General features: G+C 62.2%; 8 protein-coding genes. 5 read left to right on the top strand and 3 right to left on the bottom strand.

The window, feature by feature from the left end:
- Positions 1-63 precede the first annotated feature (63 nt).
- The 3 genes from ACM6G4_RS03505 to ACM6G4_RS03495 all read right to left on the bottom strand — a co-directional run bounded on the left by ACM6G4_RS03505 (position 64) and on the right by ACM6G4_RS03495 (position 3,254).
- On the bottom strand, positions 64-678 hold the full coding sequence (locus tag ACM6G4_RS03505) for a TetR/AcrR family transcriptional regulator (protein ID WP_223542092.1): 615 nt from the start codon (positions 676-678) through the stop codon (positions 64-66).
- A gap of 270 nt (positions 679-948) precedes the next feature.
- Entirely contained in the window at positions 949-1,593 is a 645-nt protein-coding gene (locus ACM6G4_RS03500) for a TetR/AcrR family transcriptional regulator (protein ID WP_223542091.1), read from the bottom strand.
- Between the two features lie 2 nt (positions 1,594-1,595).
- The gene (locus ACM6G4_RS03495; protein ID WP_414913065.1) at positions 1,596-3,254 is read right to left on the bottom strand and encodes a bifunctional 3-(3-hydroxy-phenyl)propionate/3-hydroxycinnamic acid hydroxylase; all 1,659 of its coding nucleotides are present in this window, start codon (positions 3,252-3,254) and stop codon (positions 1,596-1,598) included.
- A gap of 278 nt (positions 3,255-3,532) precedes the next feature.
- On the opposite strand from ACM6G4_RS03495, the gene ACM6G4_RS03490 reads away from it, so the two are divergent.
- The 5 genes from ACM6G4_RS03490 (at position 3,533) to ACM6G4_RS03470 (ending at position 12,641) form a co-directional block, all read left to right on the top strand.
- Entirely contained in the window at positions 3,533-6,430 is a 2,898-nt protein-coding gene (locus ACM6G4_RS03490; RefSeq protein ID WP_414913064.1) for an AAA family ATPase, read from the top strand.
- 122 nt (positions 6,431-6,552) lie between these two features.
- Positions 6,553-6,768, top strand: coding sequence for a hypothetical protein (locus tag ACM6G4_RS03485; RefSeq protein ID WP_414913063.1), 216 nt, complete (start codon positions 6,553-6,555; stop codon positions 6,766-6,768).
- A 117-nt stretch (positions 6,769-6,885) separates the two neighbouring features.
- Positions 6,886-8,403, top strand: coding sequence for a TolC family protein (locus tag ACM6G4_RS03480; RefSeq protein WP_414913070.1), 1,518 nt, complete (start codon positions 6,886-6,888; stop codon positions 8,401-8,403).
- A 30-nt stretch (positions 8,404-8,433) separates the two neighbouring features.
- Positions 8,434-9,546: an efflux RND transporter periplasmic adaptor subunit gene (locus tag ACM6G4_RS03475; RefSeq protein WP_414913062.1), complete on the top strand. Its 1,113-nt coding sequence runs from the start codon at positions 8,434-8,436 to the stop codon at positions 9,544-9,546.
- Positions 9,543-12,641, top strand: a complete 3,099-nt coding sequence (locus ACM6G4_RS03470) for an efflux RND transporter permease subunit (RefSeq protein WP_414913061.1) — start codon at positions 9,543-9,545, stop codon at positions 12,639-12,641. Before ACM6G4_RS03475 ends, ACM6G4_RS03470 begins: the two co-directional genes overlap by 4 nt.
- The last annotated feature ends 427 nt before the right edge of the window (positions 12,642-13,068 follow it).

Below are 13,068 nucleotides of genomic sequence, written 5' to 3'. Positions count from 1 at the left end.
TAGAGCAAAGCCGTCCCCGCACCCCTGAAAATCAGGGGTGTCTGGTTGGGTCAGTTAACTAACTCAGTCGAGGGAAGGAAGTGCTGGCAACTCTGTGGTCGCCAGCGCACGAGCCTCCTCTGGTGATACACCCAATGCCCGCAGCACCAGCTCGGCCGTGTCAGAGCCCGATTCGCGCCACGTTCTGTGCCCTTCCAGTACCAGGAAAATCGAGCCGAGGACGCTGCTCGATATCAGCGTCAGTACAGAGAGCAATTGCGCCTTCTCAAACGTGTACCGCCCACTGGACAGTCCGCTCAGAAGATCCGTCGTCGCTTGGCTGCTGAACATTTCGCGCAACGAAGAATTGCTCATGGCGAATTTGTGGATGAACGCCCCCCACTGGGAGTCCTCGTGAGCCCGACGAATAAACAATCGAATGCCATTGGCAAGACGCTGAGCCGGATCGGTGAGGGAATTGAAGCTCTTGTTGACGCGCTCATGCATCTCCTTCGCGAGATGACTGGCGACCGCCTCGAACAGGCTTTCCATGTTGTCGATGTTGCTATAGACCGTTCCGCGCGCCACTCCGGCCTCTTGGGCGAGGTCGAGAATGTTCACTTGTGAGGTGCCTCTTTCAGCGAACAGGCGAAAGGCAGCTTGATGAATACGGCGCTGTGTTGGATTCAGGGATTCCACGGTTCTCTCTCCAGGATTACCTCATGGAGCAATTGAACACCTGTGTTCAGTATGAGTCAACCCTGTTTTTCTGAACCAGCTCCGATCACTACCATGCGAAGCGTTTTATCCCTCGTATTAACCTGGTTTATGAGGGGTTCGGTAAGGTCTATGGAGGGGATTCGGATTTCTCCACACTGAAATTATTGAACGAGCGCGTTCAATATAATTCTCAGCAAGGCCGTCAAACCGGCCCCATGTAAACCTTGGCGGGCCGAGATGACATCGGTACTAGGGTAGCGGTTTGCTGGCGATTCTCTTGGCCCTGGCAGGTGTTACACCCAGAGCCAGGAGAATCATCTCGGCGACCCGCTGGTCGTGCTCCGCCACTGCACGTCCTTCGACAACCGAGCGCATGGCTCCGGTTGTGCACGATACGACCATGTCCAGGGCAATGCCTTCGTTCTCGTAGGCGAAAATGCCCTCGCGCAGACCTTCACGCAGGTCGCCCAGCACATGGTCAGCCAAACGCGAGCGCATCGCCTGATCGAAATTGATGATGCGCAGCAGTGCGTTGGCCCATTCGTAGTCTTCGGCGGCCCGGCATACGAACATGCGCACACCTATCGAAAGCCGCCGTGCACCGCAGTGCACGTCCGAACTCAGGGCGGAAATGGCATCGGAGAACTCACTCGCCATGGCGATGCCAACCGCCTCGAGTACTTCGTCGCGCGTTCGAAAATAGTTGTAGATGGTGCCGTTGGATACCGCGGCTTCCGAGGCGACATCAAGCAGTGCAATCTCCCCCACCTCCTTGCGTGCGACAAGACGCAATGCCGCATCCACCAGGCCGCGACGGGTGCGTTCACGCTTCTTGTGGCCCCGAGTGAGAGGCTCTTGCTCAGTTACTTCTGAAGGAAAAGTGGGGGAAGGCATCTTCAGGCTCTTAATCGAGGGGGCTCGTTTATGGTAATGGAAGCGCTATCGGCTGTGGCGTCGGCGCTAGCCAACAGGCCCATACAATCTCGAACGAGACTGCCCGCCTCTACGCCTGGGGCGTGGTGCATGATGATACGGTCGGGGCGAACCGCAACCAGCGTGCCTTTGGCAGCCAGTGGCAGGATGTCATGGTTCAGGTCTTCGATGAAGTCGCAACCGCCGCCGGAGCGCTGGCCGCAGGGTCCGATCTGCAAGAAGTGACCGCCCATTTTGTCCCAGGCAACGACCTCGGCAGCGGTCAGCAGTGACAACGGGTCAACACCGAACCCAACCAGGGTCAGGTTGGCTCCAAGAGCATCGTCGCTCAGTTGGATCTGCTGTTGCATGTTGCGAACCCAGGCTTGGGGAAACAGACTGCCACGAACCAGCTTGTCGCCACGACGATGCTGAACGAACAGCCCCTGTTTGAAAATGTTCTTTGGCTTTATGTCCAACTGCTCGAAGTACTTTCTGGTAGCGGGAGTCAACGCCAGCGTACGCATCAGGCCGTGAATGAAGAAAGCTGCGACCTTGTTTCTCGGCATCACCATGCGGCCCATGAGTTTCGCCAGGTTGATCATCGCCTGGGCATGGGGGCGACGCTCCAGGTCATAGGTTTCGAGCACTGAAGGCGCGGCTTGGCCGCGAAGGACCCAGGCCAGTTTCCAGGCAAGATTGGCCGCATCGCGCAGTCCCGCTACGAGACCTTGCCCGACAAATGGGGGGGTGATGTGGGCTGCATCTCCCGCGAGAAAGATGCGTCCCTTGCTGAATCTGTTGCAGCAGCGCGCGTGGAACCGATACACCGCCTTTCGCTCGATTTCCAGCTCCTGCGGATTGATCCATGGCGCGATCAGTCGGGCTATGCTTTCGGGGCTTTCCAGCTCCTCCCGGGATTCGCCTGGTTGCAGCATGAACTCCCAACGCTCCCTTCCGCCGGGAGCGGGCATGTGCGGCGTTGGACGCCGTGGATCACAGATAAACTCAACGTGATCAATGGCTGACGTATGCCGGTTCCTGGCATCGACAATCAGCCAATCCTCACCATAGGTCTGCCCTTCGAATTCCTGGCCAATCAGTGACCTGACCCTGGAGCTTGCACCATCCACACCTACCAGGTATTGGGCGCGAACGGGAAACGCCTGGCCATCATCGCCCCGTACGGTGGCGACGACACAATCTGATTCCTCGACCAGGTTCTCGAGCTCGAACCCTCCCAGACTGGTCACTGTCTTCAGCCGGGAAACCTGGCTGCGCATCGCGTGTTCGAGGTCGGGTTGATAGAAAGTCACCAGTTTGGGATGGCCGTCGATGCACCCCGCAGTATTGGCCCGACCGAATTGCCCGAGGACCGGGGAGTGCATCCTCACTTCAGGGATAGCGATCTTCTCAAAAGCGTCTTCCGACAATCCGGCCAGTTGCAGGATGCGCAGCGCCTCGTTGTCCAGGGCAATGGCGCGGGGCATCAGCAGGACCTCATGGGTCTTGTCCACTACCAGTGTCTTTACCCCATAGCGGCCGAGCAGCGCCGCGATTGTCGCCCCTACCGGACCGTTACCGACGACCAGCACATCGACAGCGGTGGGAGGCAGTTCGGTACCTTTATTGTTGTTGTTCATCTCGAGCCCTTGTTGTGATTGAAGTCGTGAGACATGGAGATCTCATCGTCAGGCAAGGGTGAAGGTAAGTAATATTGAGATATTTTTCAATATTGATATTTTTGTCATTTATTTTCCGGGATCATTACCGCACCACGATGAGGCAATGCGGGGCTGTGCCGAAGGCCAGTTTCCGACCGGTGAGGCTTGGCTTCTGAGCCGATCAGCGTTGTTATTGGAGTGACCACGTGCCATGCCTCACGAGGGCACACCCATGTTTTAGACTTCAGGAATCCAACGTGGCGCGTCCGCAGTCCCATCCGAACCCAGTCCAGCTCTGTTTCGTCGATTTCGAGCTCGACGAGGCCAACGCCTGCTTGTTGCGTAACGGAGAAACCGTGGCGCTGGCGCCAACACCCTTCACTCTGCTGTGCGTACTTGCGCGCCAGCCTGGATCGCTGGTGACCAAAGATGCCTTGCTTGATGCCGTATGGGGGCATCGGTTCGTCAGTGATTCAGTGCTGAAGACGGCCATCAGCGATCTGCGCAAGGTGCTGGGCGACGACCCCAGGCAGCCTCGCTTCATTGAGACAGTGTCGAGACGCGGCTATCGCTTCATCGCCACGCCCTCCCCTGCACCATCGATGCCATCGGCACCCGCGACGGTGTCAGCGGCGGATACATATCCATCGCCGCCATTCATTGGTCGCACCGACAAGCTCTCAAGACTGCAACAGGCGTGGGAGCGCGCTTACAACGGGCAACGTGCAGTGGTCTGGCTTGCCGGAGAACCGGGGATTGGCAAGACCACGTTGATCGAGCACTTCCTCGCCAGCCTTGTCGGCATCGCCTGCGCACGCGGTCATTGCGTGGAGCACCACGGCACCGGCGAACCGTACCTGCCGGTGCTGGAGGCATTGGCCGATCTGTGCCGCAGTGACCCCGCCCTGCCGGCGCTGCTGCGCGCCGTGGCGCCGACCTGGTTGCTGCAGCTGCCGTGGCTGAGTACCGCGCAAGAGCGAGACGCGTTGCGGCGCGAGCTTGCCGGCATCGGTCCGGACCGCATGTTGCGGGAAATGGGTGAACTGCTCGACCGCTACACCGAGCAGCGGCCACTGTTGCTGATAACCGAAGACCTGCACTGGAGCGATCGGGCGACGGTCCAACTCATCGACTATGTGGCACGACGACGTGGCCGCTCGCGGCTTATGTGGCTGGCGAGCTTCCGCGTCGCCGAGGTGGTGGCGCTCGATCATCCGCTCAACTCGTTGCGCCACGAACTGCGCCTGCAACGTTTGTGCGAGGAAGTGGTGCTCGATCCATTCTCGGAAACCGAAGTCGCTGACTATGTCGCGCTGCGTTCGACCTCTCTGGCCCGCGATGAAGCCTTCGTGCGTGCCCTGCACGAGCGTACCGACGGTGTACCGCTGTTCGTGTCGTCAGTCATCAGTGAAGTGATGGACACCACGGACGACGACGCCACCATCGAGGCCCGGCTGGCGGGGATGGCGGTTCCCGAAAACCTCGCGGCGATCATTGATCACTACATCACCAGGCTCGGGCCGGAGCAGCATGCGCTGCTCTCGGCGGCGGCGGTATGCGGAGTCGAATTCCGGGTTGAGACGGTTTCGCTGGCCCTCGAACGCGACCTCGCTTCTGTGGCCCACACCTGCGAGGAACTGGTGCGCGAGCAGGTGTGGCTCACGCGGTCACGGGCCGCCGTACCTGAGGAGACGGTGGAGCTACCCTACTCGTTTCGACATGCCCTCTTCCGCCAGGTACTGTACGAACGCACGCCGCGCTCATTGCGCACCCACCTCCATCGCCAGGTTGGCACTGCCCTCGAACGCGAGCGCATGGCCAGCGTGCCGGTTGCTGCCTCGGAACTGGCGACGCACTTCGACCGGGCCCGGCAGCCGATGATCGCGCTGCGCTATTACGCCGAGGCCGCAGAAGCCGCGCTGCTGCACTTCAGCCCGGACTTGTGCATCGGCCTCACTGAACGCGCATTGGTCCTGCTGCGGCAGGCACCAGAAGGGATGGAGCGCGATGCGCTCGAAATTACCCTGGCCACACTGCGGGGGGTGTCGGCTTTCCACACGTTTGGTGTCGGCAGCGAAGCCAGGAACGCGTTCGAACGCGCCTACACGCTGTTAACGAATGTACCCGAGCATCCAATGCGCGGTCGCCTGCTGCACGGATTCGGCTATCTGCTCGGTCTGCGCGGCGACTATGCGTTGGCGCTGGAGGTGGCGGAACGCGCCGAAGCCCTCTCGAGCGAGGCGCACGATCCAGTGCTCATGCTGGTGGCGTGCATCGTGCAGGGCGAGGTGCACCATCTCCAGGGTCGCACGCAGACAACCCGCCGTTGGCTGGAGCGCGCCCTCGCGATCGCCGAGCCGCTGGACATCGGGACGAACGAGGTCTTTGCGGTCGATCCTCAGGTCATGCTGCACGGTATGCTGGCCATAGAACTCGTGCGTTCTGGCCTGATTGAGCAAGGCCGGGCCCATATGCAGCAAGCCTGGACCCGCGCGCAAGCGCTTCGCCAGCCTATGACGTGGCTGGTCGCTGCCTGGCAGGAGGTGCTGATCGAGGTGCGGCTGGGGAACCATCCGCGTGTGGCCGCGCTGGCTGACGACATGCAGAAGTTGGTCGATGAGTATTCGCTCGCACTGGGGCGAACGGCTTGCCGCTGGTGGCGCGGCTGGGCCGACGCGCGCAACGGTGCACCGCGCGACGGCTACCATCGCATCCGTGAGGCCTATGAAGAACACACCGGGCTTGGAATGCGCTCCGGTGCCAGCGAGGTGCTCGGCTACGCCGCCGAAGCGTTGCTGCTGGCGGGTGATTGCGACGCTGCGCAAGCCGAGCTAGAGGAAGCACTACACGTTGGGGAAGAGCTGGGCGAGCGCGTGTACCTGCCGCAACTGTTGCTGCTGGAGGCATCGATTGCGCGGATGCAGGATCGGCTTGATGCGGGCAGCAACGCGGTGCGGCGTGCGGTTGAGGAGGCTCGCGCCCAGGAAGCACCGTGGCTGGAGCTGCAGGCGCTGGTAGAGCTGTGTGAGCAATACGACGCCACAACCGAGGACCGCCAGGCCCTGGCGGAGCTGCTTGACCAGTTGCCCGAAACGCAGGGAACCGAGCTGGTGAAACGTGCGCGCTCGCTGCTTCAGGCGGCAAAGTCTGGTTGAAGAGCCAAGGGCACAGACTTGTGGGAGCGCCACGCTCCCGACCGAAGTCTGACCTTTCGCTTACGACTCGTCCCAGGGGACGGCCTACGCTGTCGTCGAACTTTCTTGCCCCCTGGTCTGTGATGAGTCTGAACCCTGAATCCAAGTACCCCAATCGTCGCTCGTACGTCCTGAAGCTGCGCAGCGATGCCACGCCCGGCGCCCTCGTGGGCCGCCTCGAAAACCTGGTCACCGGACGTCAGCGCGAGTTTTCGTCTGCCGAAGAGTTGCTGGAGTCGATCGACTCGGACCTCACGTCGGCGGCCGGTGAGCGCGCGGCCGATGCCGTCGGCGAGTGACGCCTCCACCATGAACGAGCGCTCGACATGGCGACCGAACGGCGACCCTTCGCTGACGACTTCGCGCACCCCGGGCCCTACGCTGATGCCATCTCGAATCCACACGAGTCCAATGCGATGCCGCGACTTCCAGCTTCCTTTCCACTGCCCCTCCTCACCGCCCGGACAACTTTGAAGCGGGCCGAGCGCCCGGCCGGGCTCGTCGTTGCGGCCGCCCTTGCCACTTCGATCGCCCTCACCCTGGCCGGATGCTCCACGCCGGTCGTCAAGCCGTCGGTCGACCTGCCGAGCAACTTCGCTGCGAGCACGGCCTCCGAAATGGAGCCCGAGGCGGCATGGTGGGAGGTCTACCACGACCCGGTCCTGACGGATCTGGTGCACCGGGCAGCGCGCGAGAATCGCGACGTCAAGATTGCCGCCGAGCGCCTGCGCGCCGCGCGTGCCGGCGAAACCGTCAGTCAGTCCTGGCTGCTCCCGAGCGTCGGTGCATCCGTCTCCGGCAGCGATCGCAGCAGCGGCTACAACTCGGCCACGAAACAGGGTTATCCGGATACCAGGACCACCAGTGTGGGTCTGGACGTCTCTTGGGAACTCGACCTGAGCGGCCGACTGCGAGCCGGTGCAGCGGCGGCTGACGCCGATGCGCTGGCCGCGGAACACAGCATGCGTGGAGTGCGCCTGCTGGTGATGAGCGACGTGGTCAGCAACTACTTCACCCTGGTCGGTGCGCAGCGCCAGGTCGCGACGCTTCGCGCAATCTCGGCGATGCAGGACGAGACGCTGCGCCTGGTCACCGCACGTCAACAGGTCGGGCTGGCATCCGCTTTCGACGTCGAACGCGCGCAGACCGACGCCTTGTCGGCGCGGGCACAGATTCCGCCGCTGGAAACCCAAGCGGCGGTGGCGCGTCACCGTATCGCAGTGCTGACCGCAGACCAGTCTTTCAACACCACAAATATCCAGCCTTCAAGCGGTGATTTGATCGACGTGCCCGCGGCCAAGCCCGGTCAGCCCGCCGAGTTGCTGCAACGCCGACCTGACGTACTGGCGCTGATGGCACAACTCGACGCCGCCAATGCTCGTCGCCAGCAAGCGAAAGCTGAGTGGTTCCCGCAGCTCTTTCTCGGCGCTTCCTTCGGCCGCCAGGGTCTCAACCTGAACGGTGCCGATCTCGGCGCTGCGCGCTTCACCAACGTCGCGGGCCTGCTGGCGATGCCGCTCTTCAACGCCGGGCGCACGCAAGCGATCAACGAAGCGGCCGAAAGTGCTCAACAAGAGGCGCTGCTGCGCGCGGAAGACGGCATCGTACGGGCGCTCGAGGATGTGGAAAACGCCCTCGTCACGCTTGCGCAGGAACGCCGCCGGTCAGGGTCGCTGCAATTGGCCGCCGCGTCCTCCGAGGCTGCGCAGAACCGCGCCCAGTCGCTCTATAACCGCGGGCAAATCGACCTGTTGCCACTGCTGGACTCTCAGCGGGCGCGCCTGGCGGCACGCTTGAACTCCAACGAAAGCAACACCCGACTGCTGCTCGACAGCGTGCAGCTCTACAAGGCACTGGGCGGGGGCTGGCAGGTGTTCGAACAACCCTCCAACCCAACCGCATCCGCCGAAGCCGACCGGCCACCACTTTCCTGAGAATCTGTCGTTTTCCAAAGAGGAACCGTCTTGAAACATTCCCTTACTACGGCCGGCGTTTTGGCCGTCGCAGCCATGCTTTGCGCGTGCAGCCCGGATCAGCCGTCCGTGCAGGCCCCACGACCGGTACGTACTGTTGAAATCAGCTACGACAATGCCCGCGAAAGCAATCGCCTCGTGGGCACCGTGCAGTCACGGCATGAAGTCGATCAAGCTTTCCGCGTGGGCGGCAAGGTAGCCCAGCGCAAGGTCGATGTAGGTCAATTTGTGCGCGAAGGCGACGTACTGGCTGTGCTGGACGACAGCGACTACCGCCTCGCTGAGCAAGCGTCGCAACAGCAGTGGGCAGTTGCCGTCGAGCAGACTCGTCAGGCCGATTCGGACCACCAACGCCTTACCGCGCTAAAGGCTGACGGCTCGGTCAGTGCGGCCGACGACGAGCGTGCACATACAAATGCCCAAACCGCGCATGCGACCGCCGAGGCCGAGGCGCGAAAGCTCGAACTCGCGCGCAACCGGCTCAAGTACACCGTGCTGCGCGCCTCGCGCAGCGGCGTCATCACGGCGGTGCGCTTCGAGGCAGGCCAGGTCGTGGCGGAGGGCCAATCGGTGGTCTCGATTGCGAATCCGGATGAATCCGAGATCGTCATCGACGTGCCCGAGGATCAACTGGCCGTCTTCAAGGATGCGCAGTTCAAGGCCTCGCTGGCCAGTGCGCCGAACGAGGTCTTCGATGTCACGCTGCGCGAGCTGTCGCCGCAGGCTGCGGCGCAGACGCGCACCTATCGCGCGCGGCTTAAGCCAATGCAGGCGCTGCCGCTGGGCGCCACCGCCACGGTGATGGCCGAGCGAGTCATGACAAGTGTCTCTGTGGCGGCAGTGCCAGCCACTGCATTGACGCAGAGCGGCGGCCAGCCGGCGCTGTGGGTGGTCACGCCTGAGGGCAAGAATCCGGTCGGCATCGTCGAACTGGAGCGTGTGGCGGTGTGGGGCTACCGCAATGACGAGGTGCTCGTCTCCGGGCCGCAGACCGGCGTTTTGGTCGTCACCGCCGGCGTCCAGAAGATGGCATCCGGCTTGAAGGTCGCGATCCCCGGCACAGAGATCATTGACGCGAACACCACGCAGCAGGCCGCCCGATGAACAACCTGAACCTCACCGACTGGGCGCTGCGCCATCGCGCCATCGTCCTGTTCATGCTCCTCATTGTCGCGGTGGCCGGTGCCTTCAGTTTCACCAGGCTCGGTCAACTCGAGGATCCGAACTTTTCCGTGCCCTCCATGACCGCCATGGTCATCTGGCCGGGTGCCACCGCCCAGCAGTTGCAGGATCAGGTCCTCAACCGCATGGAGAAGAAATTCGAGCAGATCGACAACTTCGAGAAAGTGGTCACCTACGCGCGGCAAGGCTACGCAGGCATGACACTCACCGTGCGCGGCGGCACCTCCAGGGCTGACCAGCACGAGGCCTGGTACCAGGCGCGCAAGAAACTCAACGATCTTAGCCTTGAGATGCCTGACGGCGTGATCGGCCCGATCCTGAACGACGAGTACGGCGACGTGTACGGCCTGATGTACGCCGTCAAGGGCGACGGCGTCGGCCACGCCGATCTGTCGGACGCGGCCGAGGACATCAAGCGCCAGATGCTGAAAGTGCCGATGGTCAAGAAGATCGATGTCATCGGCAAGCAGGCCAAGCGTGTCTACGTCGAGTTCTCGCACGAACGCCTGGCCGCGCTGGGCATCACACCGCTGGCCATCGCCGAAAGCCTCAAGAGCCAGAACGCCATGGCGCCGGCAGGCCAGATCGACACCCGCGGTGACCGCGTCCTGGTGCGCGTAAGCGGCCAGTTCGCCAGCGATGAGGCTATCCGCAACGTACCCATCGCCGCGGGCGGCCGGCTGATCAAGCTCGGCGACATTGCGACCGTCACGCGCGGTTTCGAGGATCCGCCGACCTACACGGTACGCCACAACGGCCAGCCAGTGCTGATGCTCGGTATCACGATGACCAGCGACGGCAACATCGTGGACCTTGGCAAGGCGATGGACACGGCAGTTGCCAGGATCCAGTCGGAACTTGCGCACGGCGTTGAGCTGGAGCTCGTGGCCGACCAACCCACCACGGTGAAGGACGCAATTCACGACTTCGCGCACGCGCTGGCCGAGGCGCTGATCATTGTGATCGCGGTGAGCCTGGCCAGCCTGGGCTGGCGCGCCGGCCTCGTTGTCGCGACCACGGTGCCGCTGGTGCTGGGCGGCGTGGCGCTGGTGATGCTGGCGATGGGCTGGAACCTCGAACGCATCTCGCTCGGATCGTTGATTATCGCCTTGGGACTACTGGTGGATGACGCCATCATCGCCATCGAGATGATGGTGGCGAAGATGGAAACCGGCATGGACCGCGTTAAGGCAGCCGCCTTCTCCTATCAGTCAACTGCCATGCCGCGCCTGACCGGCGCACTCATCACCGTTGTGGGCTTCCTGCCGATCGGCCTCTCGAAGTCCACCACCGGCGAGTACGCGGGCGGCATTTTCTGGATCGTCGGCGCCGCGGTGCTGTTTTCGTGGATCTGCTCCGGCATCTTCACGCCGTACCTGGCGGTCAAGATGCTGCCCAACGACTTGGGCAAGCACCAGCATGGTGATCCGTACGACACGAAGTTCTACCGCAGCCTGCGCCGCCTGATCGACACCGCTATCGAGCGCCGCTGGGTGGTCATTGGTGCGACGTTTGGCGCGCTGGTGCTTGCTCTGGCCTGTATCAAGCTAGTGCCGCAGCAATTCTTCCCCAACAGTTCGCGCCCTGAACTGGTCATTGACCTGCGCGTCAAGGAAGGCGCCTCGTTCGCCGCGACGACCGAGCAGGTCAAGCACATGGAGGAGATTCTGGCGAAAGACGAGGACGTGCGTTTCCATACCGCCTACACCGGCGCCGGCGCACCGCGCTTCTATCTCTCGCTCAACCCCGAGCTGCCGAATCCGGGCTTTGCCCAGTTCGTTGTGATGACCAAGGACCTGGATGCACGTGAACGGGTACGTGAGAGGCTGGTGACCTCGGTTGACCGACAATTCCCGCAGGCGTGGGTGCGCGTGACCCGCCTCGAGTTGGGGCCGCCTGTCGGCTACCCGGTGCAGTTCCGCGTTGTAGGCCCCGATACCCAAGTGGTGCGCCAGATTGCCCGCGACGTGGAGAAGGTGGTTGGGGCCAACCCTAAGGTGCGCGACCTCCAGCTTGACTGGAACGACCCGGTGCGCACGCTGAAAGTGGAGCTCGATCAGGACAAGGCGAGCGCGCTTGGCCTCACGCCGACCGATGTGTCGCTGGCGACCCAGACCGTGCTGAACGGCGCAACCCTGTCGCAGTTGCGTGAGCGCGAGGACCTCATCGACATCGTGGCCCGTGCCGTGCCTGAGGAGCGCTTGAGCCTCGACACACTCAAAGACATCAATCTCTACACGCGACATGGCACGGTTGTGCCGCTGTCGCAAGTCGCACAGGTGCGCTCTGAACTGGAAGAGCCAGTGCTGTGGCGCCGTAACCGCGATATGGCGATCACGGTGCGTGCCGATGTGAGAGATGGCGAGCAAGGTGTTTCGGTGACGCAGGAAATCCAGCCATTGCTCAAGGATATCGAAGCGAAGCTACCGTCGGGCTACCGCATCGACGTGGGCGGTGCGGTGGAGGAAAGTAACAAGGCCAACAAGGCGCTGCTGGCTGTGGCCCCGCTGATGATGATCACCATTCTTCTACTGTTGATGCTGCAACTGCAGAACTTCTCCCGCATGTGGATGGTGGTGCTGACCGCGCCGCTGGGCTTGATCGGTGTAGTGCCGGCGTTGCTGGTGTTCCAGTCGCCGCTGGGTTTCGTCGCGATCCTGGGCATCATCGCACTGGGTGGCATGATCATGCGCAACGCAGTGATCCTGATCGACCAGGTGCAAATCGAGATCGCCGAAGGGCGTGAGCCGTGGAATGCTGTTCTGGATGCTGCCATTCACCGGGCCCGTCCAGTGATGCTGACGGCGCTGGCTACCGTCCTCGCCATGATCCCGCTAACGCGCAGTGTGTTTTGGGGGCCGATGGCAATAGCGATCATGGGCGGCCTGACTGTGGCGACGCTGCTGACGATTTTCTTCGTCCCGGCGTTGTACGCCGCGTGGTTCAAGGTGGGCCGCCAGACGGCCGCTGGCACCCGACAGGTGATGGGGGATGCCGCGCTCGCTTCTGAGGAATGAGTGCCGTGGCACTGTGCTCCCGACCTCACCGCTATTGGAAAGGCTTGCCCAGCGCCGTTTCTGAAAAAACCGAGGTCTGCCGCGAGGCTCTGCGAACGTTACGCTGTTTCGCCCCCTCGCGGCTCACAGGAAATGCTGATGGCCAAAGGAGCTGCTTACGACAGACTGCTATAGGCTGTGGATTCAACCGGTCGATGCAACAGCCTGGCTAACACGCTGACCGGCAACAGCGCGGACAACACCGCCGAGTTCACTATTCAGCTCATCGGGGTTACCGATGTACGTATCAGCGATGCTGAACGCTTCCTCTTCTCCATGTGCAACCTACTTGACAGAGCCCATACTCTCAGTAGTATCGTTTTGATATCATCCAGACCTGGGGACCGCATGAGGAGTAACAGCCGAAAAAATTGCTGCTGATCCATTC

This window comes from Pseudomonas sp. IT-P258 (genome assembly GCF_949767825.1).
Classification (GTDB): domain Bacteria; phylum Pseudomonadota; class Gammaproteobacteria; order Pseudomonadales; family Pseudomonadaceae; genus Aquipseudomonas; species Aquipseudomonas monachiensis.
This window is presented reverse-complemented; position numbering and strand designations above follow the sequence as displayed.